Genomic DNA, 23,840 nt, shown 5'->3' with positions numbered 1-23,840 from the left:
GTTGTCGTGCGTGTGGTCTGCGGCTTTCGGCCCGCGGCCCGTTCGACCGCGCGGGCGGCGCAGGGGTTCATCGTGCCGGAAAAAAACGTTGTCCGGTAGCGGGGGCGTCGAAATCGACGGTTGTAGCGGGGGCGCGGCGGGGGGCGGCGCACGACCGCCGTGCAGCGCCTTGAAGGGCCGCGAAGCGCCTCAAGTCTGCGCGGCGGCGGCCGATATCCCGGATAGAAAATACCACGGGTAGAACGACGTTCTATATATGAAACAATCCACGAGGCAAACGACGTTGCGCAATCCGTGCGCGCGGCGGCGGCCAACCCTGAGAGGGCATCGCTCGACATGACCAGACACCTCACCCTCAACCTGCGGATCGCCGCGACGATCGCCTTTCTCGGCCTGCTGCTGGTCGCCACCGGCGTGCTCGGCGTCGTCGGCATGGCGGGGAGCAATGCGGCCCAGCGCGACGCGTATGCGGTGCATTTCGCGTCGGTGGTCGCGCTCGGCAAGTCGGGCACCGCGATGTCGCGCGCGCGCTTCGGGCTCGACTGGGCGATCGGCCATCCGCAGTCGCCGCAGCTCGCGAGCCAGCTCGCCCGCGCGGACGCGCTGCTCGCCGAATCGGACGAGGCGTGGCAGACGTTTCGCCAGTTGCCGAAAACGCCGGCGCTGCAGCAGCTCACGGACGATCTCGACGCGAAGCGCAGCGCGGTGCGGCACGACGCGATCGACCGGCTGATCGACGCGATCCGCAGCGGCGACACCGCATGGATGAACGACAGCGAAGCGCAGCATCTGATCGCGCTGTACGGCGCGATGAACCAGAGCGAGGCCGCGCTCGAACGCTACCTCGCCCGCGATGCGCAGGCGGCGAGCGCGCGCTCGACGGCGCTGTTTCATGCGCTGCTTGCCGCGTGCATCGTCAGCGTCGTGCTGGGGCTCACGCTCGCGGGCGCGAGCTGGCTGTCGCTGCGGCGCGCGATCATGACGCCGCTGCGCGACGCGCTGCAGCAGTTCGACGCGATCGCAGCCGGCGAGCTGACGATGCACGTGCCGATCCGCTCGAACGACGAGATGGGACTGCTGCTGCGCGGTCTCGCGGGCATGCAGGAGCGGCTCGGCGTAACCGTCACGCGGGTACGCGCGGGCTCGCAGTCGATAGCGTCGTCGACGCAGCAGATCGCCGCAGGCAACCTCGATCTGTCGCAGCGCACCGAGGAGCAGGCCGCGTCGCTCGAACAGACAGCCTCGGCGATGGAACAGCTCACCGCAACGGTCCAGCTGAACGCCGAAAACGCGCAGCACGCCAGCTCGCTCGCGCTCGGCGCCGCGGAGATGGCGGCGCGCGGCCGCAGCACGGTCGGCGGCATGGTCGAGACGATGCGCGCGATCCATGCCGGCTCGTCGAAGATGACCGGGATCATCACCGCGATCGAGGGGATCGCGTTCCAGACCAACATCCTCGCCCTCAACGCCGCAGTCGAGGCGGCGCGCGCGGGCGAGGAGGGCCGCGGCTTCGCGGTGGTGGCGGGCGAGGTGCGCAGCCTCGCGCAGCGCTCCGCGGCGGCGGCCCGGGAGATCGCCGCGCTGATCGCCGAGTCGACCGGGCGCGTCGAGCGCGGCGCGGGCATCGTCAGCGAGGCGGGAACGACGATTCAGGAGATCGAGGCGGCGATCGGGCGGGTCGTGCGCATCGTCGGCGAAATCGCGGCGGCGTCGAAAGAGCAAAGCGAAGGGATCCGCCAGGTGGGGCTCGCCGTCACGCAGATGGACGAAGTCACGCAGCACAACGCGGCGCTCGTCGAGCAGAGCGCGGCCGCCGCGAGCTCGCTCGCGGAGCAGGCGCGGCAACTGAGCGAACTGACCGCCGCATTCAAGGTGGCCGGCTAGCGCGCGCACCGCCGCCGCGCCCCAGGTCAGGCGTCGTCCGCGCGGGCGGCCTCGGTGACGATCCAGTCGCCGAACAGCGCCATCGCGGCGGTCGTGCGGCGCGACTTCAGGCTGCACAGCCAGTAGCCACCGGTGCTCACCTCGATCCCGAACGGGCAGACGAGCACGCCCGAGCGCCGCTCGCGCACGAACATGCACGGCGGCGCGAGCGCGGCGCCGGCGCCCTGCACGGCCGCTTCGACCATCAGCCGCGACGAATCGAATACCGGTCCGTTCACCGCGCACGGCGCGATGCCGGCCGCGGCGAACCACAAGGTCCACTCGTCCTCGCGGTACGAGCGCAGCAGCGTCTCGTGCGCGAGGTCGGCGGGCGTCGCGACGCGCTGCGCGATCTCCGGCGCGCACAGCACCGCGAGCGGCGCGTCGATGAGGCGCACGTTGCGCGTCGCGGGCCAGTTGCCGTCGCCGAAGCGGATCGCGAAGTCGAGCCCCTCGGCGGCGAGATCGACCAGATTGTTGTGCGTGAAAAGCCGCAGCTCGACGAACGGATGCATCTGACGAAACGCCTTCAGACGCGGTATCAGCCAGCCGACCGCAAACGTGCCGACGACGCCCACCGTCAGCACCTCGTGGAAGTGGCCGCCGTCGAACTGCTTCAGCACGCTGCCGATGCGGCCAAATGCATCGCCGAGCACCGGCAACAGCGCGCGGCCCTCGTCGGTCAGGCCGAGTCCGCGCGGCAGACGCCGGAACAGCGCCACGCCGAGGCGCTCTTCGAGCAGCCGCACCTGCTGGCTGACGGCGGCCTGCGTCACGTTGAGTTCGCGGGCCGCGCGCGTGAAGCTCAGATGCCGCGCGGACACTTCGAACGCACGCAGTGCATTGAGCGGAAGATGGCTGCTCATCGGTATCGCGCAAGGAAGGGAAGGAACCAGGCGCAGATTATGCACGCGCATCGCCGCGCGCACGCGTGGCCCGCGCAACGGGTTCGGCGGGGGGACGCTGCGGGCCGGGTGGGCAAGCCGCACCGGACGCGCGACAAGCGCGGCTGTGCTTCGCTTGCCGTCGACCGCGCGCCGTTGTCGTATGCCGCTGTCCTATGCGTGAAGCATGGTGCGTGAAGCGAAGCCTGTCGTCGAGCAAGGCAAGGGCGGGCGCATCGTCCAGAGTGTGGGCCGGCGAGCCCCGGAATTTCCCTGGCGTGCCCGCGCGAAAGCGACGCAGGCTGGACCTCGTGTGCACGGTTGTCCTCACACAGCGGGTTTCCGACAGTGGGCGACCCTCGTGCTTTTTGCTACTTGTGTCTGAGGGCGGGCAGCGCGAACCGGCGCGCCGCGCGAGCGGGCGCGAAACTTGCGCCCGCGAGCCGATGTGCCCGCACCGGGCAAGGGAGCGCAAACAGTGACAGCGGAACACGGGATGGACGACGGCGACGATGTGATCGTATGGCGCCCGATCGCCCAGGCGAGCGTTACGCATCGGCGCGTACTGGTCGTCGACGACTATCGCGAGGCCGCCGATGCGCTGCAATGGCTGCTCGATGCGGACGGCTTCGAATGCCGCGCGCTCGACGATCCGCTTGCCGTGTGCGAGGTGGCCCAGGCATGGCAGCCGTTTGCCGTGCTGCTCGACATCAAGATGCCGGGGCTCGACGGCTTCGAGCTGGCACGACGGTTGCGCGCGCATCCAGCGACCGCGCATATGTTGCTGGTCGCATGTACGGCGTTCTCGTCGTCGGGCGACCGGGCGCGAGCAAAGGCGGTCGGCTTCGACGCGCATTGCGCCAAGCCGCTCACGCCGCAACGGCTGCTGCGCGTGCTCGAAGCCGCCACGACCTGCGAGTGAACGCCGGACGCGCGGTCGCGCGTCGATTGAATCCGGCTCATTTAATCAGGACTGCAAATCGAAAACCGGCCCAATCGATGCGCGCCACGCCACCGGCCGGGGCAGGCACGCGCGATGCTGGCCCCGCGACAGGCCGCATGACCGGTTTGTGCTGAGTTTGTGCTGAGCGCGCGGCTGTCGTAAAGTCGCAGTAGAGGCCGGAGCGGGCCGGATCGCGATCCGGCTGCGCGCCGCGCGCCGCTCAGGCCGCGCGCGGCGAGACGGCTACGAACCTGCTGCTGGTCGCTGGAGATCGTCACGTGCAACCCGCCGAGCGCGCCGCCGATGACCTGCCCCTGCCGCTGCGCAATTTTGCTGCAACGCGGCGCGTGCTGCTCGTCGTGCTGGCAGTATCGATCGTGTTCCCGCTCGTGTGCCTCGCGGGCTACGGATACTTTGACTATCAACGCCGCATCGCCGACGCGGGCAACCAGATCGACCGGCTCGCGCGCGTCGGCGAGGAGCAGGCCGTCAAGGTCTTCGACCTGAACTATCAGGTAAGCGCGCGTCTGCTGGACCTGCTCGACGACGCCGACGACGCGGCGATCCGCGCGCAGCAGGCCCCGCTGCACGCGCGCCTGCGCGCGCTCGTCGGCCGCTTCTCGCAGATCGCGGCCATCGCGATCTACGGCACCGACGGCACGCTGCTCGCGACAAGCCGCGTCTACCCCGCACCCGCGCGCTCGATCGCGCAGCGCGGCGACTTCGCCGCGGCGCGCGAGAGGCGGCCGCAGCCGTATTTCTCGCAGCCGGCCGCGGGCCCGCTCGCCGCGCCGTCCGCGCCGGACGCCAGCGTGTTCGACACCAGCATCGGCCGCTCGGCCGAGGACGGGCGCTTTCTCGGCGTCGTGCAGATCGTGCTGCGCAGCGGCTACTTCTCGCGCTTTTACAGCGAGCTGACGAATCACGACACTTCGCTTTCGCTCGGTCTGCTGCGCGAAGACGGGCATCCGCTGGTGCGCTATCCCGCATGGCCGCCGCACGCGGCATCCGCGGCATCCGCCGCGCACACGCCGCTCGTCGACGCGCTGCGCGAGCGCGAACTGTTCGGCGAAGTGCGGATGAAGTCGGGCATCGACGGCGTCGAGCGGCTGCTTGCCTTCCGGCGCGTCGGCGACTATCCGGTGTACGTCGTGAGCGGCTGTGCGACCGGCGCGATCGCCGCGCAATGGCGCCGCCATTTCGCGCTGCTGGCGGCCATCGCGCTCGTGCCGTGCGCATCGGTCTGGCTGCTGGTGTTTTTCTCGCTGCGCCGGCTGGCCGCCGAGCAGCTCGCGTGGGAGCGCTGGCAGGGCGAGGTCGCAATGCGCCTGTCCGCCGAAGCATCGAGCCGGCAGTTGCAGCGCATGGGCGCCCTCAGCAATCTCGTGGCCAACGTCGCGCACGATTTCAACAATCTGCTGATGGTCGTGTCGTCGAACATGGCGCTCGCGCGCAAGAAGCACTGCAACGGCGTCGACGCCGAGGTGGGCGCGGTCGAGCATGCGATTGCCGGTGCCGAAGCGCTCACGCGGCGGCTCCTGAGCGTGGCGCGCAAGCAGCCGCTCAGGCAGGCGCCGCTCGATCTCGCGCAATGGCTGCCAGAGGCCGTCACGCTGATTCGCGCGGCGCTCGGCGAGAACGTGCAGTTCGCGCTGCATGTCGCAACGGGGCTGTGGCCGGTCGTTGCCGACCCGACCGAATTCGCGTTCGCGCTCGTGAATCTCGCGGCCAACGCGCGGGCTGCGACGCCGCGCGGCGGCCGCTTCATGATCCGCTGCCAGAACGTGCGCCTCGTGTCGAGCGACACGCTGCTGCCCGACGGCGAATATGTGCTGATCGCCTGCACCGACGACGGCGAAGGGATGACCGACACGGTCATGCAGCGCGCGTTCGAGCCGCTCTTCACCACCCGTGCGCACGGCGCGGGGACCGGTCTCGGCCTCACCCAGGTACTGGCGATGTGCGAGCAGGCGGGCGGCACCGCGAAGCTCGACAGCGTGCCCGGCAGCGGCACGACAGTGCGCCTGTATCTGCCGCACCGCCGCGCCGTGCCGGCGCCCGGGACGGCGCCGCAGACCCCGGCGTCCGTCGACGCCCAGGGTGCGGTGCTGCTGGTGGAGGACAATGAGGACGTCGCCGCGGGGATCGCGGCGGTGCTGCAGACGTTCGGCTGCGCGGTGCGCCACGAGATCACCGCCGACCGCGCGCTCGACGTGCTGAGCACCGGCGAGCGCTTCTCGCTGGTGCTCTCGGATATCCAGATGCCGGGCCGCCTGAACGGCGTCGATCTCGCCGAGCGTGTGCGCAGCGTGTGGCCCGCGCAACGGATTGCGCTGATGACCGGCTACGCGGACGAACTGGAGCGCGCGCGGCACATCGGCGTCGCAGTGCTCGCGAAGCCGTTCGACATCGACGCGCTGCACGCGCTGCTGCAATGCGCATAGCGTATCGGATGCGACCGGTGCGGCCGGTGCGTCAGACGCCTCCGCGGTCCCGCCAGATGCGCAACCTCACGCGTAACCTCACGCGCAACCCTATGCCCCGCTGCATACCCCGCCACGCGGTTGCCGGCCTGCCGGCAGGATCGCGGACGCGCGCGTAGACTGGTCGCCCGTGGGTCTGTCGAAACCGAATGGGGAGTCTTCAATGGAATACCGACATCTGGGCGCATCAGGTTTCAAGGTGCCGGTGCTGAGCTTCGGCACTGGCACGTTCGGCGGCAAGGGCGAGATTTTCGAGGCATGGGGCAACTCCGGCGTCGCCGAGGCGACGCGGCTCGTCGACATCTGCCTCGACGCGGGCGTGACGCTGTTCGACAGCGCCGACATCTATTCGAACGGCGCGTCCGAGAGCGTGCTCGGCGCGGCGATCAAGGGCCGGCGCGACAAGGTGATCCTGTCGACGAAGGCAACGTTTCGCTTCGACGACGGCCCGAACAGCGTCGGCTCGTCGCGCTTTCATCTGATCGCCGCGGTCGACGCAGCGCTGCGCCGCCTGCAGACTGACTACATCGACCTGTTCCAGCTACACGGCTTCGATGCGAAAACGCCGGTCGCCGAAGTGCTGTCCACGCTCGACGATCTGGTGCGCGCGGGCAAGATCCGCTACACCGGGGTCTCGAACTTCTCCGGCTGGCACCTGATGAAATCGCTCGATGTCGCGGACCGTTATGGCTATCCGCGCTATGTCGCGAACCAGACCTACTACTCGCTGATCGGGCGCGACTACGAGTGGGAGCTGATGCCGCTCGGGCTCGACCAGGGTGTCGGCGCGGTGGTGTGGAGTCCGCTCGGCTGGGGACGCCTGACCGGCAAGCTCAGGCGCGGTGCGCCGCTGCCGGCGACGAGCCGGCTGCACAAGACGGCCGACATCGGGCCGCCGGTACCGGACGACTATCTGTTCGACGTGCTCGACGCAATCGACGAGGTGGCCGCCGAAACCGGCAAGAGCGTGCCGCAGATCGCGCTGAACTGGCTGCTGCAGCGCCCGGGCGTGTCGAGCGTGCTGATCGGCGCGCGCAACGAGGCGCAGTTGCGCCAGAACCTCGGCGCGGTCGGCTGGAACCTGACGCCCGGGCAGGTCGCGAAGCTCGATGCGGCGAGCTACCGGCGTCCCGCTTATCCGTACTGGCATCAGCAAGGCTTCGCCGAGCGCAATCCGTCGCCGGTGTAAGCGGGCGGCGCCGGCGGGCGGCGCTGCGCGCGGCCTGGCCGGCGCCTGCCGAAACGGCGCTCAGGTCTTGCTCTTCACCCAGTTCTTCGTCGCGTGATAGTCGTGGCGCGTGGTGTTGGAAATCGCGTGGCCGGCCCGTTTCGCGCCATGTCCGACCGAGTGGCCGACCGCTTTCGCGTCATGCCCGATTGCGTGTCCGGCGGCCTTCGCGTCGCGCCCGACCGCGTGCGCCGCGTGGCCGATCGCGTGGCCCGTGGCCTTGCCGGCGCTCTTCACGTCGGTCTTGAACGCGTGCACGCCATCGGACAGATCCGCGTGCGCAAGCGGGCTCAGCGCGGCAACCAGCAGGGCGGCCAGCAGAAGTTCGAATTTTTTCATCGTCTCGTTCCTGACAGTGAGGGGCCGCTCGCAGGTTGTGCGGCTCCGGGGATCAAACCGTTCGCGTCGAGCATCACGGCGGCGCGGCCCGTCAGCAACAGGCGCTCGCCGCCATGCAGCGCGAAGCGGTACAGAATCGTACTGTGTGCGGCGCCGAGGCGCTCGGCTTCGATGCACAGCGGCGCGTCGACGGTGTCGAGCCGCGCAACGTGGGCTTCGACGTCGCGCACGCTCGCGAGCAGGCCGGCGCGCGGCCGCGCATCCGTGTCGCCGAGCAGCGCGCCATGCACGGCCATCGCCTGCGCCGCGTACTCGATGCCGCAGATCGCGGCGAGCCGTCCTTGCGCGCGCAACGGATTGGCGGCGTCGCGATGGCTCGACGCCGTGCAGCGAATCCGCGCGTCGTCCCACGCGAGCACGGCATCGAGCAGACACATCGCGCCGCTGTGCGGAATGTGCGCGGCGATCCACGCGTGGTCGGGCAAGTGCGGCTGTGCGGCGAGCGTGTTCATCGCGGCGCCTCGCGCGCGTCGGGCTGGATGTCGGCTGAACGGGCTGAATCGCCCGTATCGGCGTACGGCGCGATATCGACCTGCAGCCGCAGATCCGGCAGATAGTCGAGCACGACGCTTGCATCGGATTGCGTCGCGAGCGCGGCGAGCAGCGGCAGCGCGCGGGAGGCAGGAATGCTGCCGCGCAGCGCATCGAGCGCGGGGTCGCCGAGCGTGGTGGCGGGCGCCTGCGTCAGCTGCACGTCGATGCGCGCGAGCGCGCGCGGGCACACCGCGTCGTCCAGCGGCGCGAGCACGAGCGCCACGCCGAACGCATCGGGCACCGGCCGCACGGTGCGCATCGGCGGCGGATAGTCGGTGTCGAACGCGACGAGCAGCGTCGGCGCACGCTGCGTCGCAAGCTGGCACAGGCTTTCGAGCAGCCCGGCCACGAAGCTGCCGTCGTACGCGCACAGCACGTTCGACGGCGCCATCGCGCGCGTCGCAATGCTCCAGTAGCCGGCCGGCGCGTTGTGCACCGAGTTGTGAAAGCGCGTCGGCGACAGCGCGCGATCGTCGCCCGCGAGCGTCTCGCAGATCGCGTGACAGTTGGCGCCGTCGCCGCCCGATGCGGAGAACACGGTGGCCAGTTGCGCGGCGTCGCGGCCGCTCGCGTCGAGCGCTTCGAGTCCCGCCGCGAGCGCGAGCTTCACGCTCGCGCCGGTGCGGCGCCGCTCGGCGGGCGGCAAGCGCGCCGGCGCGGGGATCGCGGTCCGCGCGGGAACATACGGACGCCGCCCGGCGAGCACGTCGGCGGCTTCGGGCCAGCTGTCCAGTCCCGGCCCGAGCAGGCCGACGCTTTCGATCCGCGCACTGAGCCGGGTCATGACGGCGCTCCTGTCCGAAACGCGGCAAGCGCATCTGCGCGGGCGAACAGCAGGCTGCAGTTGGTGCCGCCGAATCCGAATGCGTTGCTGAGCGCCGCGCGCAGCGGCGCGCGGCGGCTGTCGAGCAGATAGTTGACGCCGAGCGACGGGTCCGGCTGCGTCGTGTTCACGCCGCCCGGCAGCCACTGATCGCGCAGGCACAGCGCGGTGATGACGGCTTCGAGTGCGCCGGCCGCGCCGAGCGTGTGCCCGGTTGCGCCTTTGGTCGAGCTGCACGGCGTGCCGTCGAACAGCGCGTTGACCGCGAGGCTCTCCGCGCTGTCGTTGCTGGGCGTCGCGGTGCCGTGCAGATTGATGTAGTCGATCTGGTGCGGGGCGAGCCCCGCGCTTGCGAGCGCCGCGCGGATCGCCTGCTGCGCGCCGAGCCCTTGCGGATGCGGCGACGACATATGATGCGCGTCGCTCGACTCGCCGATGCCGACCAGCAGGATCGCGTCGGGCGCGCGTTCGGCCGGCGCGCCCGCGCGCTGCAGCAGCGCGAAGCCGGCGGCTTCGCCGATCGAGATGCCGCTGCGATGCAGGTCGAACGGCTTGCAGGGTTCGGACGACAGCAATTCGAGCGAATTGAAGCCATACAGCGTCGTCAGGCACAGCGAATCGACGCCGCCGACCACGGCCGCGTCGATGAGCCCGGTCTCCAGCATGCGCTGCGCGCTGCCGAACACCTTCGCGCCGGACGAGCACGCGGACGACACGACCAGCGCCGGCCCCTGCAGATCGAAGTAGCGACGCACGAAGGCCGCCGCCGAATACGGGTTGTGCGCCTGCGCGTAGCGGAAATCGCCGGGTAGCGCACCGCTTTGCGGATCGCGCCGGCGATAGGCCTGTTCCGTTTCGAGCATGCCGCCGGTGCTGGTGCCGATGAACACGCCGACGCGCGCGGCGCCATGGCGCGCGCGCGCCGCCTCGACCGCCTGCGCAAAGCCGTCTTCGTTGAGCGCAAGCTGCGCGAGCCGGTTATTGCGGCACGCGAAATCGTGCAGGTCGGCGCGCAGCGGATGCGCATCGACGTGCGCCACCTCGCCGATCCACGTATCGAGCGCCGCGTGCTCGAAGCCGCAGCGCGCTAGGCCGCCGCGCCGCTCGCGCAGCGCGGCGCGCAGCGCGCCGAGGCCGCGGCCGACGCAACTGGTCGCGGTGAAATGCGTGAGCTCCAGAGGGGTCACTGCGGGTGTCGATGCCGGTGTCACTGCGGGTATCACTGCGGGTATCACTGCGGGTGTCACTGCGATTCCGTCCTGTTCGAGAAAGCCGTGCCGAAGGCGTCGTGCGACGCGGCGCCATTCACCCATGTTAGCAAAGCGCGTGCGCGCGAGCGCCGTCGGGCGGGGCGCGCCGCCTGCATCGCGTGCGGCGTCACTTGCTGCTTCATGGGCTGCTTCATGGGCTGCGTGCGCGCTGCGGCGCGCCGGCGGCGTCGAAGGCATCGAGCGCGTCGCGTAGCGTCACGCAGCGCAGTTGCGCGGCGGCCGCCGCGCCGAGCACTGCGGGCAGCACGTCGAGCACCACCGGCCGGCCGTGTGCGCCGCGCGCCGCATGTCCATCGTGCAGCAGCAGGATGTCGCGTGCCGCGAGTCCGCGCAGCAGACGCTGCGCGACCGCGCCGGCATCGCGGCTGCGCGTGTCGAAACCGCGCCGCGTCCAGCTCGCGAGTTGCAGCCCGAGCCGGCACAGCACCGGTTCGAGGAACGGGTTGCGCAGGCCGGCCGGCGCGCGGAAAAACCGCGGCGCCGTGCCGCTCAGCGAGGCGAGCGTGTGTTGCGCGGCGGCAATCTCGCGCGCGAGCGCACGCGGGCCGAGCAGCGAAAAATGATGCCGGTGCCGCTGGCTATGGTTTTCGACCGCATGGCCGCGCGCCACGATCTGCGCGACGCAGTCGGGGTGGCGCTCGGCCTGCGCGCCGATGCAGAAAAAGGTTGCGCGCGCATCGAATGCGTCGAGCAGATCGAGCACGCGCGGCGTGACTTCCGGGTGCGGGCCGTCGTCGATCGTCAGCGCGATCTGCGCGCCGGCGCCTGCCGGCAGGCGGGTCCAGTTCGGGCCGAGCACCGTACTGCGCGGCCAGAGCCCGGCTGCGGTCAGCACCAGATGCGAGGCCGCCACGCCGCCGGCAGCCCACGGCCACGCGTCGGGCATCAGCACGATGCCCGCCGCCGCGGCCGCATGCAGCGCCGCAGTGCCGGCGATCAGCGGCGCGGGCCGCCACGCGCGCGGCGGGGACGTGGCGCAGAGGTCGTCCGGGCCGCCGGCGGCGGCACGGCATACAGGCGGGCGCGGTGCGCCGGCGGGGGGCAGGGGGCTCATCGGTGCGTGCCCGGTTCGGGTTCGTGGGCGGGCTCGCGCGCGAGTTCGGGGACATCGGCGGCATTTACAGCGCCTGGCGCGCCTGCCGCGTCCACCCGTGGCGCGAGCATCGCGGAGAACAGCAGCGCGAGGATCGCGCCGGGCCCGACCGTCAGGCCGAACGCCTGCAGCAGCGGCACGCGCGCGAACGCGAGCAGTCCGAAGCCCGCGACGGTCGCCAGATTCGCGACGAGCAGCGACACCAGCGTCTGCGGCGCAATCGGCTCGCGGCGCCGGTTGAAGAACAGCGCATAGTTCGAGCCGACCGCGACGATCAGCAGCATCCCGATCAGATGCAGGATCGTCAGTGGCTCGCCGGCGAGCGCGAGCCCGGCGCTCACCACCAGCACCGCCGCGACGAGCGGCGCGAGCGTGCGCAGCACCGCGCGCGGCGAGCGCAACGCGATCAGCAGCAGCACGACGATCGCGCCGAAGCCCGCCAGCGACAGATGAATGTCCTCGCGCACGTAGTCGACATAGAGCCGGTTCGCCTCGGCCTTCATGTCGACGAACAGCGCCTGCGGCACGCCCGCGCGCGCGACCGCCGCGCGCACGGCGGCGGCGTCGAGGCTCGGTTTCGCGGCGGCCGCCGTCTCCGCGGCCTCCGCCGCCTCGCCTCGACCCGCGGCCGAGGCAGCGGGGGCGCGCAGCGCCAGCATCGCGTTCCAGTGGCCGTCGCGCCGGGTCAGCAGTGCATCGACGCCGAGCGCCATCGAGGTGCCGCGCAGATTCGCGCGCGTGATGAGCGGCGCGTGGCGCGCCGCTTCGACGTCCGCGAGAAACGGCGCGAACGCGCCTCGTCTCAGCGCGATCGCCTGGCCGGCCAGCGCGGCCTGCAGCCGCGCGGCGAGCAGCGCGGGCGGCGGCAGGCTCGCGCGGCGCGCGCGCTGTGCGGCGTCGCTCGGCAGGAACAGCGCCGGACTGTCGTAACCGGCGAGCACCCCGCGCGCGACGAGCGGCTGCAACTGCGCGCCGACCCGCTCCGCGCCTTCGAGCACCGCCTGTTCGCTGGCGCCCGAAATCACGACGAGATACCGCACGTCGGGCGCGCCGACGTCGGCCCGCAAGCGCGCGTCGAGCGCCTGGCTGCGCGGCGGCACGGGGCTCAGCGCGGCCAGCTCGTGGCTCCACAGGTGCGCGCGGTGCGACACGAGCACCGCCGCCGCGCCGATCAGCAGCACGGCCACGAGCGCGCGCAGGCGCGGCGCGAACGCGGTGGCGCGCGCGAGCGCCGCGCCGAGCCGCGACGTATCGCGGATCGCAAAGCGCGCGCCGCGCAACGCGGGCAGCACGTAGCGCGTGACGAGCGCGGCCGCGCACAGGCCCGCGATCGAGTAGAGGCCCAGTTGCACGAGGCCCGGAAAGCCGGAAAAGAGCATCGACGCAAAACCGCATACCGACGTCAGCACGCCGAGGCGGATCGTCGGCCAGTAGCGCGCGACCCAGGCCGCGAGTGCGTCGTCGGCGGGCGCGCCGGGTGCGGCGCGCGCCGACTGCACGAACAGGTAGATCGAATAATCGACCGCTTCGCCGATCAGCGTCGTCCCGAAGCCGAGCGTGATGCCGTGCACGGTGCCGAACGCGACGCTCACCGCCGCGAGCCCCGCCGCGACGCCGGTCAGCACCGGCAGCAGCCCGAGCAGCAGCGTGAGCGGCGAGCGGTAGACGAGCAGCAGCAGCGCGACGATCAGCACAAGGCTCACCGCGGACAGCCGCGCCACGTCGTGCTTGATGTCGTCGCGCGCCTGCACCGAGAACACGCCCGGTCCCGTCATCTGCAGGCGGTACGCGGAGGCGTCCGGCAGCGTGCGGCGCGCGGCGTCGAACGCGCGCTGCACGGCCGCGATCGCGTGCGCCTGCGCGTCGGTGTCCGAGCCCGCGGCGGCGGTCTGCGCGACCAGCACCGCGCGGCGGCCGTCGCGCGACACCCACACGCCGTCCTGCGTGAGCGGCTGCGCGCCGCTGTCGAGGCGGCTCACGAACGCCATCACCTCGCCGGTCGGATCGTGCGGCAACAGGTCCTTGGTGAACATCCCCGCCGACGATGCGAGCAGATCGAGACTGTCGCCGATTGCCTGGTGCAGTCCGGCCTCGCTGAACCGCTGCGGCGTGACGTCGGGGCTCAGCAGATAGCGATGCGCATAGATGAAGCGCGAATCGCGCACGGCGCCGACCGGCTCGCCGTTGTTGACCGCCGCGAACGCGGGCTGCGCGCGCAGCGCGGCGGCGACGCGGCGCGACAGCGTCGCGCGGCCCGCCGCGTCGCCGCCTTCGATTCCCACGAGAATCAGCCGCGACACGAGTCCGTCGCGCAACTGCTCGACGAGAACCCGTTGCCCCGCGCTCGGCGTGCGCGGCAGGAACGCGGAGAGGTCCGCCGTGAAGCTCGCGCGGCTGATCGCCGCTGCGCAGGCGAGCAGGAACGCGATCCACAGCAGCACCGCGCGATGCCGCAGCAGGCGCGCCACGCGCGGCGCGAAGGCGCTCGGTCGGCCGGGCATCAGCGCGCCGCGTCGTGCGCGTCGTCTTGCAGGCGCATCAGCGAATGGTCGCCGTCCGCCTGGCGGATGGCCACCGTGCGCAACCGGTCCTGCGCGCCGGAAAGCGTGATCGTGCTGATCGAGGCGCGCATCTGCGCGTCGCGCGGCGTCAACGTCAGCGTCCAGTCGTTGCGGCTGCCGGCGAGCGCCACCTGGTAGACCGCTTCGAGCGCGTAGCGGTTGCCGGTGAGGGTGCCGCGCAGGCTGTCGATGAACGCCGCGAGCACCGGATAGTGCGCGAGCGCGAGCGTGTAGCGATGGCCGTTGCGCGCGATGGTCAGCATGTCGCCGTCGACCACGAGGTCTTCCGGCTTCGGGCTGTCGGTGCGTTTTTCCAGGTGGTCGGGCGCGTCGAATGCCAGCTCGCCGCTCGACACGATCGGCGCGGTCGCGATCGACAGGTATTTCGTTTCGACAAAGCGCGCGCGGCCCGACTGGCGATGGCCCAGCGCAGACATCAGCTGGTCGAGCGTCCAGCCCGGTGCGGCGCGCGCCGCGGTCGCGCTCGCCGCGGCATTGTCCTGCGCCGGTTTCACCGCCGTCGCCGGCGCGGCGTCCGCTGCGGTGTGCGCCGCGCACAGCGCGGGAGCGACCCCGCCTAGCGCGACGAGCAGCACAACGGCCCGGTGCAGCGCGCGCAGCCCGAGTGGGCCGCGCCGGCCGTATGAGCGGCACACGTGACGTGCGTCGCGCACAGGATGCCCGTCGCACGGGCGCCGCAGGCGGCCAGGACGGCGGGGGAGGCGACGGAGGCGAGGGCGGTCCTCGGAATTCGGTGGGCGGGCGGTCATGGGTCAGCTCGGACGGCTCGGCGTCGTGAGTCCGGCGGCGGCGCGCGGGGCGGGCCCGGGCTCGCCGGCCGCAGGGCGGGCCTGCCAGAAATCGTAGAAGTTGAACCAGTTGTACGGCGCCGCGCGGCAGTAGTGTTCGAGCCGCGCGACATAGCGTGCCAGCGCGGCCTCGACTTCGGCCGCGCGCGCGCCGCGGGCGAGCTGCGAGAAATCGGCGAGCAGCTCGAAGTGGATGTCGTAGCGGTTGCCGCCGCGATGCAGCCCGGTCATGAAAATCACCGGCCGGCGCAGCATCGCCGCCATATGCAGCGGACCGAGCGCGAACGCGGCCGGCGCGCCGAGAAACCCGCACTCGCGCTGCGCGTCGCGCGTATCGCCGCGCACGGTGCGGTCCGCGAGCATGCCGATCAGGCTGCCCGTGTCGAGATACGCGCGCACCTTCAGCATCGAATCGATCTGTCCGAGCGCGATCACGTCCTGCTGGACCGCCGGGTTGATCGTCGCGAGGATCGAGCGGATCCGCTGCACGTTGTCCTCGTACATCGTGATCGCGACGCGCATGTCGGGCCGCAGGCGGCCGATCGCGCGAATCACTTCGAAGCTGCCCAGATGCGCGCCGATCAGGAACGCGCCGTGGCCGTCCGCGAGCGCATCGCGGACCTGCTCCTTGCCGTGCAGCGTCAGGTCGAACAGGTCGAATCGTTCGTTGAGCAGATAGATGCGGTCGTGGATCGTCGCGGCGAACGTCATGAAGTGCCGCCACACGTCGCGCCAGCCCGCGCGCCGGCACAGCACGCGCGACAGGTAAGCGCGCGACGCGCGGCGCGCATCCGGTGCGAACAGCACGAAATACGCGCAGACGGGAGCGAGCAGCAGCCGGCTCGCGCGCCGGCCGACGCGCAGCGAAAGCCGCGTCATCAGGCGCAGCGCGGCGAGGTTGCCGCGCTCGTCGCGCTGGGTCCACGCGGGCCGCGTCACGACGCCTCCCCGGCCGGCCCGCGCGGCGCCGCGCCGGCCGGCGCGGCCGCGCGCAGCGTGCCGCTCGTGACGGTCTGCGCGCCGCGCGTGATCGTGAAGCGCAGCGCACCGCTCGCGCTCGTGTCGTACGCGACGTCGAGCCGCTCGCCGGGCCGCGCGGGCCGCAGGAATTTCGCCGCGCTCACGCTGAATGCGTCGAGCGGGCGATCGAGCGCCCGGCCGAGCGCGGCGATCGCATGATCGAGCAGCACGACGCCCGGCACGACCGGATAGCCGGGGAAATGGCCGGCGAGCGCCGGATGCGCGGCATCGATCGTGAACCCGAGCGGCGCCGGGGACGCAGGCACGGACGGCGCGGCGGCCGGCGCGCTGCGTTGGGCGAACAGCGCCCGCAGCGCGTCGCGCGGCAGCTTGCCGGTTTCGTTGCGCGGCAGTGCGTCGACGAAGCGCAGCGGGCGCGGCAGAAACGCCGCGTCGATGCGCTCGCGCAGCGCGCGCTGCAGACGCACGGCGTCGAGGTGCGGCGCGACCACGAACGCGGCCAGCCGCGTGACCGGATCGCCGCCGGCCTCGCCGGACGCGCACGCGGGGTCGTCGGGCATGAAGAAGACGCCGTCGACGACACCCGGAATCGCGTTCAGCTGATGATTCAGATAGCCGAGCGAGGTGCGCTTGCCGGCGATGTTGATCAGGTCGCCGGTGCGGCCGTGCAGCAGGAAGCGGGCGTCGTCGAGCGGCTCGATGGCGTCGCCCATCGGCACCGGCGTGTCGACGTGCGCACCGCTCACCCACGCCTGCGGCCCGCGCTCCGGCGTGCCCGCGCGCGGGTCGCGCAAGTCGATACGGATGCCGGGGTAGAGCGTCCACGCCGCTTCGCGCGCGGTGCGGCGCGTGGCGATCTGGCCGCTTTCGGTGCTGCCGTAGATTTCGACGAGCGGCGCGCCGAGCCGCGCTTCGGCGTCGCGCGCGAGCGCCGGCGCGAGCGGCGCGGTGGCGGACACCGTCAGCGCGACAGGCGGCAGCGGCTGCGCGGACAGCATCAGCGCACGCAGATGCACGGGCGACGTGACGAGCACGCGCGGCTGCGGCAGCGCGGCGAGTTCGGCGGCGAGGTCGCCGGGGTAGAACGGTTGCCGGTTGCTGAACGCGAAGCCGCCGACGAGCGCAAGCAGCACCGTGTTCTCGAAGCCGTACATGTGCTGCGGCGGCACGGTGCCGATCAGCGTGCACGCGCCGAGGCCGTGCAGCCCGAGGCGCACGGCCGACCCGCGCAGGCAGCGGACCAGCTCGCCCCAGGTCTTGCGATGCGGGACGGGCGCGCCGGTCGAGCCGGACGTGAAGAGCCACGCGACGGTCTGCGCGGCATCGATCTGCGGCACCGCGAACGCGCGCGCGGCGCGCGTCGGAGGCGCGGCCTGGTCCGCTTCGTGGGCCCGGTCCGGCTGGCCGGCTTCGTCGGTGTGATCGGTGTGACCCTTGTGGCCCGCTTGATCCGGATAGCGCACGCACGGCAGCGCGACCGGATCGTCCGCGCGATCGTGCAGGCAATAGACATCGGACGCGAACGCGGCAAGCTGGCGCACGGCCTCGGGCGTGTGCGCGGACGGCAGCAGGCTCGTGCGGCCCGTCACCAGCGTCGCGCACAGACCGACCGCGAAGCGGTAGCGGTCGGCGCACAGGTTCAGCACGTGGCCGCCGGCCGGCAGCGCCCGCGCGACGCGCATCACGTCGGCAAGGAACGCGGCGGCCGGCACGGGCACGCCGTCGCGCCACGCGATCGTCTGGTCGCCAGACGCATGAGAAAGCAGCGGGAAACTCGTCATCGCGTCAGTCGAAACAGGAGGCCGCGGCCCGCCATCCGGGCGGTGGGACAGTGTCATGAATGTCATCGGGCGTCATGACGCGCGCTGCGCGCGCGCGTCCATCGTGTGGCGGCAGGCGCGCGCCACCGCGAGCATGCCGGGACGCTCGACGTCCGGCAGCACGACCCGCCGCCATGCATGCTCGCCGACGAACAGCGCCGCGACGAGCGGCAGCGTCAGATAGTTCGCGAAGGTCGACCAGACCTTCAGCGGCGCGGCGAAGTAGAGCAGCGTCGAAAGCGCCGCGAGCAGCGCGAAAAAGACGCTCCAGACGAGCGTCAGCCTGCGCGTGTAGCGTGCGACCGCGGGCGGCAGCTCGCCATGAATCGCGGCGGCGAACTCGCTGCACAACGGCATGCGCCCGTGCGCCAGCGTGCGGCCGAAGCCGCAGGCGAGCACGAGCATCACGCCCGCGTGCTCGGCAAAGGCCGCATGCGCGAACTGTGCGGCGAGCGGTCCGCGCAGATGCCAGAGCACCGCGCAGCCAAGCACCCAGGCGCCCAGCAGCCACGCACGGTGCGGCGGACGCAGCGCGGCGGCGAGACTCACGGCGAGCAGCGGCGCGAGCACCGCGGCCATGCCGAGCGCGTGCGCGCCGGGACGGCTCGCCGCGTAGTGCGTGCCGAGCTCGCACGCGGCGAGCGCCGCGAGCGCGAGCGCGCCGCCCAGCGGGTTGCGCCGCGCCGCGCGCCCGCCCGGGTGCGGCGCGCTCATGCGCGGCTCCGGGCCCGGCCGGGCGGGTGCCCGGGCGTCTGGCCGGGCGCGACTCGAATGACAGAGATCTGCTGCATGGCTGGGGATCGTCGATGGCCGGCGGACGGTGCATCCGCCGGTTTTTTCCTCACACGAAACAGGTACCGCGCGAACGGCGACTCAGGCCGTCCAGCATATTGCGTTCCCGGTGGCAAACCCGATAAGAGACCGGGCGGCGCACGCCGGGTTCGGCCGCGCTTTTGTAACTCTTTGTGTGGGGCTGCGCCTGCGGGCGCGCTGCGCGCCATTCTAGCGTACCGTCGCGGGCCCCGCGCCGGCGAGCCGGTGCGCACGGCCCGCGCGGGCCGGCGGACGCGCCGCGCGCGGAACGACATGTAACCCTTTCGCGGTATACGTGCGCGGATCGCATCGTCTAGAATCGGTGCCAGACTGATTACCCTACCGCGCGGACAGATCGCGGGCGCACCGGCTGCCCGCCCCGTCTGCCGCCGACACCACGATGACTGAACTGGAACAAGAGCTCGCCACGCTGATCATCGGCGAACTGAACCTCGAAGACGTCCAGCCGGACGCGATCGGCGCCGATACGCCGCTGTACGGGGACGGCCTCGGGCTCGACTCGATCGACATCCTCGAAATCGCACTGCTGATCTCGAAGAAGTACGGCTTCGAGCTGCGTTCCGACAACCCGGACAACCAGAAAATCTTTGCCAGCCTCGGTTCGCTCGCGGCCTACGTCGCCGCGCACCGGGTGCGCTGAGGCCGCGCGATGCAGGCGTGCGCCGGCAGGCGCGGCAGGGCGGCGCGGGCGCGCCGGGCGGCGGGCGGGCGCGGCGTCGGGTGCGGTATCCGGGGCGTCGACACCACCGTTCGCGTGAACAGGGAGCGCGCATGCGGGCACTCGTGACAGGCGGCAGCGGCGCGCTCGGCGAGGCGATCTGCGAGACGCTGGCGCGCGCCGGCCACGAGGTCTGGGTGCATGCGCATCGCGGCCGCGCGCAGGCCGACGCCACCGTGCAGCGGATCGTCGCGGCGGGCGGGCGCGCGCATGCGCTCGCCTTCGACGTCACCGACGCCGAGGCGGCCCGCACGGCGCTCGAAGCGCTGCTCGACAGCGCGCCAGTGCAGATTCTCGTGAACAACGCGGGCATCCACGCGGATGCGCCGATGGCCGGCATGACGCAGCAGCAGTGGCGCAGCGTGATCGACGTGTCGCTGAACGGCTTCTTCAACGTCACACAGCCGCTGCTGCTGCCGATGATCCGCACGCGCTGGGGGCGCATCGTCAACATGGCGTCCGTGGCGGGAGTGCACGGCAACCGCGGCCAGGTCAACTACGCGGCGGCCAAGGCGGGCCTGATCGGCGCGACGCGGGCGCTGTCGCTCGAACTCGCCTCGCGCGGCATCACGGTGAATGCGATCGCGCCGGGCATCGTTGCGTCGCCGATGGCCGACCACGCATTCCCGGCCGAGCGCGTGAAGCAGCTCGTGCCCGCGCAACGCGCCGGCCGGCCCGAGGAGGTGGCCGCGATGGTGGGCTATCTCGTGTCCGACGCGGCCGCCTACGTGAGCGGCCAGGTGCTGTCGATCAACGGCGGCATGGGCTAGCGCAGCCGGCCGCCCGCGCCGCCTGCGATGCGGCGCCGGTGTTGCGCGCCGTCCCGCCATCCTTCGATTCCGCGATCCGATTCCGCTGTCCGTCATGCCGACCAACGATCCCTCGTCCACCCACCTCGTGCTGATCCCGAGCTACAACCCGGGCGGCAAAGTCGACGAGACCGTGCGCGGCGCGCGCGCGCACTGGAACCCGGTCTGGGTGGTCGTGGACGGCAGCACCGACGGCAGCGCCGCGCGTCTGCGCGAGATGGCGCGCGGCGACCCGGGGCTGCGCGTGCTGGAGCTGCCGGTCAATCGGGGCAAGGGCGCCGCGGTGCTCGCGGGGCTCGATGCCGCCGCGCAGCAGGGCTACACCCACGTGCTGACGATGGACTCGGACGGCCAGCATCCGGCCCACCTGATCCCGCATTTCATGGCGCTGTCGCAGGCCCGTCCGGACGCGATGGTGCTCGGCCGCCCGCAATTCAAGGCCGACGCGCCGCGCGCGCGGGTGTATGGCCGGCGCCTGTCGAATGCGATGACGCACGTCGAGACGCTGTGCGCGGGCATCGGCGATTCGCTGTACGGCTTTCGCGTGTACCCGCTCGCGCCGCTGCGCGCGCTGATGCACGCGCATCCGCGGATGCGCCGCTTCGACTTCGACCCGGAGGCCGCGGTGCGGCTGTGCTGGGCCGGCGTGCCGCCGCTGAACGTCGATGCGCCGGTGCGCTACTTCCGCCGCGACGAGGGCGGCGTGTCCCACTTCAACTATCTGCGCGACAACCTGCTGCTCGCGTCGATGCACCTGCGGCTGGTCGGCGGCTGCCTGCGCCGTCTGCCCGCGCTGCTCGCGCAGCGGCGCGCGTGGCGGCGCGGCGAGCCGGAGTAGGGAAGGCCCGGCCGGCTCGCTCGCCCCGCGTGCCCGGCGGGCCGCCGCGAACACGCCGCGAACACGCGGCCCGCCGCACCCGGTCAAACCCTGGGCCGCTTCCCGCCCGCCGCCCGCTCTGGTATAAATGCAATGGCAAGCTGATTACGTTTTAGCGCGGCAAAAACGGGCGTACTACCGATCGTCCGCGAGCCTGCGCAAGGGGAGCGAGATGGCGCGGGTCGTCGTAGTGGGCAGCATCAACATGGATATGGTGGTCGCCACCGACACGTTTCCGCGTCTGGGCGAAACGCTGTTCGGCACGCGCTTTTCAACCTGGCCGGGCGGCAAGGGCGCCAACCAGGCGGTCGCCGCCGCGCGCCTGGGCGCGCACGTGACGATGATCGGCTGCGTCGGCGCGGATGCCTTCGGCGCCGAACTGAAGGCCACGCTGGCACGCGAAGGCATCGATACCCGCTACGTGACCACCCGCCGCGACGCGACCGGCATCGCCGCGATCACGGTGACGGGCGGCGACAACGCGATCGTCGTCGTGCCGGGCGCCAATCACGCGCTGACGCCGGCCGATCTCGAACGCGCGGACGACGCGTTCGCGCAGGCCGACGTCGTGCTCGCGCAACTCGAAGTGCCGGTCGACACGGTGCGCCATGCCGCGCACCTCGCGCAACGCCACGGCAAGCCGTTCTTCCTCAACCCGGCGCCCGCGGTGGCGCTGCCCGCCGACCTCGTCGCGCTGTGCACGCTGCTCACGCCGAACCAGCACGAACTCGCCGTCGCGCTGCAGACGCCGCCGGACGACTGGGCGGGCACGCTTGCGCGGATGCCGGCGCGCATCGCGATGACGCATGGCGGCGAGGGCGCGTACTACAGCACCGCGGCGGGCGCACTCGTGCATCAGCCGGGCTTTCCGGTCGACGTGGTGGACACCACCGGCGCCGGCGACACGTTCAACGGCGCGCTCGCGGCGTTCTGGCATCTGGGCATCGGGCAGGCGGTGCGGCGCGCGAACGCGGCCGGCGCGCTGTCGGTCACGCGCGCGGGCGCCCAGGGCGGCATGCCGACGCTCGCCGAACTCGATACGTTCCTCGAGGCGCACCCGTGAAAAAACTCGGCCATCTGAATCGCGACATCGCGCGCGTGCTGGCGACCATGGGCCACACGGACAGCATCGTGATCGCCGACTGCGGTTTGCCGGTGCCGGCCGGCGTCGAATGCATCGACGTATCGCTCGCGCGCGGCGTGCCGGATTTCTTCGCAGTCCTTGACAGTGTGCTGGCGGATTTTCAGGCCGAACGCGCGGTGTTCGCAACGGAAGCGCTCGCGCACAACGCCGCGGTCAGCGCACGCCTGACCGCGCTGGCCGCCGCGGGCGTCGCGCTCGATCAGGTGCCGCACGAGACGTTCAAGCGCCAGTGCCGCGATGCGAAAGCGGTGATCCGCACCGGCGAATGCACGCCGTACGCGAACGTGATCCTGTATTCCGGCGTGATCTTCTGAGGCGCGCGTCGCGCGCGTCGCGCGCGATGCCACGCCGCGCCACGCCGCGGTGCGAGCGGGGCGCCGACACCGCGCCGCGATGTCGTGCCGTGCCGCGCGGCGTGCGTTCCGTTTGCAGCGATTTTGACCCGTAGTACCATCGGGCCAGCGACAGGGCGCCGATGCGGCGCCGCGCAATCGTTGCGCCGTTGTCCGTCTCACCGCCATCGACCTCCCGCGAGCAGGAAGCCAGCGTGCCCCGTTTCGAGCGCCTCACCATCGATGACATCGCCCGCCTGGCGGACGTGTCGCGCACCACCGCGAGCATGGTGCTCAACGGCTATGCCGAGCGCTACCGGATTTCGGCCGCGACCGTCGAACGCGTGCTGCAGGTCGCGAAGGATCACCATTTCACGCCGTCGCAGTCGGCGCGCGCGCTGCGCTCGCGGCGCAGCCACACGATCGGCCTCGTCATCCCCGATCTGACCAACTCCGCACACGCCGCGCTCGCCCAGGCGATGGAGTGGCAGTGCCGCGAGCAGTACGGCTACCAGCTCGTGGTCGTCACGAGCGACGAGGATCCGGCGCGCGAGACCGAAGGCATCGCGCGTCTGGTGTCGCACCAGGTCGACGGTCTCGTGGTCGTGCCCTGCACGGCCGACGCGGCACGCTACGAGAAGTGGGTCGAGCGGCTGCCGCTCGTGTTCGCCGATCGGCGTATCGACGACAGCCGCGTCCCGTCCGTGGTGACCGACGCGACCGAAACGGTCGCGTCGCTGGTCGGCGAGGCGCTGGCGCAGGGGGCGCGCGAAGTCGTCTACTTCGGCGGGCAGCCGGCGCTGTCGGCGAGCCGCGACCGCCTCGCGGGCTACCGGCTCGCGCTCGCGGCGCACGGGCTCGCCGCGCGCGAGGACTGGGTGTTCCAGCGCGACTACCAGCGCGCCTCCGGCTACGCGCTGATGAAGGCCTGGCATGACGCGCACGGGCGCTACCCGGAGGCCTTGTTCGCCGGCTCGATCACGCTGCTCGAAGGCGTCCTCGCGTACGTCAACGAAGCGCACCAGCTCGCCGAGGCGCCAGGCCGGCTGATGACCTTCGACGATCACCAGTTGCTCGACTGCCTGCCGCTGCGCATCGATGCGATCGTTCAGGACAGCGGGCAGCTTGCCGCGCACAGTCTGCGCTGCGTGTTTGCGCTGCTCGAAGGCGAGGCCCCGCCCGAATCGCTGCGGGTGCCCGCGCGGATTCACTACCGGCGCGCGCCGGCCGGCATCGCGGCCGGCGACGAGTAGCGGGCTGCGAGCAGGCTGCTAGCAGGCGACGAGCGGGGCAACTACCGTGGCAACTACGGGGCAACTACGGGGCAACTACAGGGCTGCGAGCAGGCTGCTCGCAGGCGACGAGCGGGCTGCG

The 23,840-nt window shown here is 71.8% G+C and carries 22 protein-coding genes; 10 read left to right on the top strand and 12 right to left on the bottom strand.

The annotated features are described in order from the left end of the window. Window positions 1–336 precede the first annotated feature (336 nt). The gene (locus tag AC3AP7_RS08325; RefSeq protein WP_475764073.1) at window positions 337–1,884 is read left to right on the top strand and encodes a methyl-accepting chemotaxis protein; all 1,548 of its coding nucleotides are present in this window, start codon (window positions 337–339) and stop codon (window positions 1,882–1,884) included. 26 nt (window positions 1,885–1,910) lie between these two features. Here the strand turns inward: AC3AP7_RS08325 and AC3AP7_RS08320 are convergent, their stop codons facing one another. Next, on the bottom strand, window positions 1,911–2,789 hold the full coding sequence (locus AC3AP7_RS08320; RefSeq protein WP_475764075.1) for a LysR substrate-binding domain-containing protein: 879 nt from the start codon (window positions 2,787–2,789) through the stop codon (window positions 1,911–1,913). Between the two features lie 514 nt (window positions 2,790–3,303). Between AC3AP7_RS08320 and AC3AP7_RS08315 the strand changes: the two genes are divergently transcribed. The 3 genes from AC3AP7_RS08315 (at window position 3,304) to AC3AP7_RS08305 (ending at window position 7,422) form a co-directional block, all read left to right on the top strand. Next, window positions 3,304–3,729 (top strand): response regulator, encoded by a 426-nt coding sequence (locus AC3AP7_RS08315; protein ID WP_475764077.1) that lies wholly within the window; start codon window positions 3,304–3,306, stop codon window positions 3,727–3,729. Between the two features lie 299 nt (window positions 3,730–4,028). Beyond that, window positions 4,029–6,194 (top strand): hybrid sensor histidine kinase/response regulator, encoded by a 2,166-nt coding sequence (locus tag AC3AP7_RS08310; RefSeq protein ID WP_475764079.1) that lies wholly within the window; start codon window positions 4,029–4,031, stop codon window positions 6,192–6,194. Window positions 6,195–6,396: 202 nt separating this feature from the next. Further along, a complete protein-coding gene (locus AC3AP7_RS08305; protein WP_475764080.1) occupies window positions 6,397–7,422 on the top strand; it encodes an aldo/keto reductase in 1,026 nt (341 codons plus the stop codon). 60 nt (window positions 7,423–7,482) lie between these two features. Here the strand turns inward: AC3AP7_RS08305 and AC3AP7_RS08300 are convergent, their stop codons facing one another. The 11 genes from AC3AP7_RS08300 to AC3AP7_RS08250 form a co-directional block, all read right to left on the bottom strand. Next, complete coding sequence (locus AC3AP7_RS08300) at window positions 7,483–7,800, bottom strand: hypothetical protein (RefSeq protein WP_475764082.1); 318 nt, start codon at window positions 7,798–7,800, stop codon at window positions 7,483–7,485. Continuing rightward, on the bottom strand, window positions 7,797–8,312 hold the full coding sequence (locus AC3AP7_RS08295; RefSeq protein WP_475764084.1) for an ApeP family dehydratase: 516 nt from the start codon (window positions 8,310–8,312) through the stop codon (window positions 7,797–7,799). Before AC3AP7_RS08295 ends, AC3AP7_RS08300 begins: the two co-directional genes overlap by 4 nt. Further along, on the bottom strand, window positions 8,309–9,178 hold the full coding sequence (locus AC3AP7_RS08290; protein ID WP_475764086.1) for a beta-ketoacyl synthase chain length factor: 870 nt from the start codon (window positions 9,176–9,178) through the stop codon (window positions 8,309–8,311). Before AC3AP7_RS08290 ends, AC3AP7_RS08295 begins: the two co-directional genes overlap by 4 nt. Beyond that, complete coding sequence (locus tag AC3AP7_RS08285; RefSeq protein ID WP_475764087.1) at window positions 9,175–10,404, bottom strand: beta-ketoacyl-[acyl-carrier-protein] synthase family protein; 1,230 nt, start codon at window positions 10,402–10,404, stop codon at window positions 9,175–9,177. Before AC3AP7_RS08285 ends, AC3AP7_RS08290 begins: the two co-directional genes overlap by 4 nt. A gap of 56 nt (window positions 10,405–10,460) precedes the next feature. Further along, entirely contained in the window at window positions 10,461–10,610 is a 150-nt protein-coding gene (locus tag AC3AP7_RS08280; RefSeq protein ID WP_475764089.1) for a hypothetical protein, read from the bottom strand. Window positions 10,611–10,618: 8 nt separating this feature from the next. After that, a complete protein-coding gene (locus AC3AP7_RS08275) occupies window positions 10,619–11,542 on the bottom strand; it encodes a polysaccharide deacetylase family protein (protein WP_475764091.1) in 924 nt (307 codons plus the stop codon). Beyond that, entirely contained in the window at window positions 11,539–14,082 is a 2,544-nt protein-coding gene (locus AC3AP7_RS08270) for an MMPL family transporter (protein ID WP_475764093.1), read from the bottom strand. The genes AC3AP7_RS08275 and AC3AP7_RS08270 overlap by 4 nt, the downstream gene beginning before the upstream one ends. Next, window positions 14,082–14,762, bottom strand: coding sequence for a LolA-related protein (locus tag AC3AP7_RS08265; RefSeq protein ID WP_475768020.1), 681 nt, complete (start codon window positions 14,760–14,762; stop codon window positions 14,082–14,084). Before AC3AP7_RS08265 ends, AC3AP7_RS08270 begins: the two co-directional genes overlap by 1 nt. 153 nt (window positions 14,763–14,915) lie before the next feature. Beyond that, entirely contained in the window at window positions 14,916–15,890 is a 975-nt protein-coding gene (locus AC3AP7_RS08260; RefSeq protein WP_475764095.1) for a lysophospholipid acyltransferase family protein, read from the bottom strand. Further along, window positions 15,887–17,713, bottom strand: coding sequence for an AMP-binding protein (locus tag AC3AP7_RS08255; RefSeq protein WP_475764097.1), 1,827 nt, complete (start codon window positions 17,711–17,713; stop codon window positions 15,887–15,889). The genes AC3AP7_RS08260 and AC3AP7_RS08255 overlap by 4 nt, the downstream gene beginning before the upstream one ends. 72 nt (window positions 17,714–17,785) lie before the next feature. Further along, window positions 17,786–18,466 (bottom strand): COG4648 family protein, encoded by a 681-nt coding sequence (locus AC3AP7_RS08250; protein WP_475764099.1) that lies wholly within the window; start codon window positions 18,464–18,466, stop codon window positions 17,786–17,788. 499 nt (window positions 18,467–18,965) lie between these two features. On the opposite strand from AC3AP7_RS08250, the gene AC3AP7_RS08245 reads away from it, so the two are divergent. From AC3AP7_RS08245 to AC3AP7_RS08220, 6 genes are all read left to right on the top strand, one after another. After that, on the top strand, window positions 18,966–19,226 hold the full coding sequence (locus AC3AP7_RS08245) for a phosphopantetheine-binding protein (protein WP_475764100.1): 261 nt from the start codon (window positions 18,966–18,968) through the stop codon (window positions 19,224–19,226). A 131-nt stretch (window positions 19,227–19,357) separates the two neighbouring features. Then, window positions 19,358–20,074, top strand: coding sequence for a 3-oxoacyl-ACP reductase FabG (gene fabG, locus AC3AP7_RS08240; RefSeq protein ID WP_475764102.1), 717 nt, complete (start codon window positions 19,358–19,360; stop codon window positions 20,072–20,074). 94 nt (window positions 20,075–20,168) lie between these two features. Then, window positions 20,169–20,951: a glycosyltransferase family 2 protein gene (locus AC3AP7_RS08235; protein ID WP_475764104.1), complete on the top strand. Its 783-nt coding sequence runs from the start codon at window positions 20,169–20,171 to the stop codon at window positions 20,949–20,951. A 211-nt stretch (window positions 20,952–21,162) separates the two neighbouring features. Further along, window positions 21,163–22,053 (top strand): ribokinase, encoded by an 891-nt coding sequence (gene rbsK, locus AC3AP7_RS08230; RefSeq protein ID WP_475764106.1) that lies wholly within the window; start codon window positions 21,163–21,165, stop codon window positions 22,051–22,053. Continuing rightward, complete coding sequence (gene rbsD, locus AC3AP7_RS08225; protein WP_475764108.1) at window positions 22,050–22,448, top strand: D-ribose pyranase; 399 nt, start codon at window positions 22,050–22,052, stop codon at window positions 22,446–22,448. Before rbsK ends, rbsD begins: the two co-directional genes overlap by 4 nt. A gap of 233 nt (window positions 22,449–22,681) precedes the next feature. Next, a complete protein-coding gene (locus AC3AP7_RS08220) occupies window positions 22,682–23,719 on the top strand; it encodes a substrate-binding domain-containing protein (RefSeq protein WP_475764110.1) in 1,038 nt (345 codons plus the stop codon). The last annotated feature ends 121 nt before the right edge of the window (window positions 23,720–23,840 follow it).

This window comes from Paraburkholderia sp. PAMB 6770 (genome assembly GCF_057748135.1).
The sequence above is the reverse complement of the archived record's forward strand: the minus strand, read 5'-3'. Positions and strand labels throughout refer to the sequence as shown.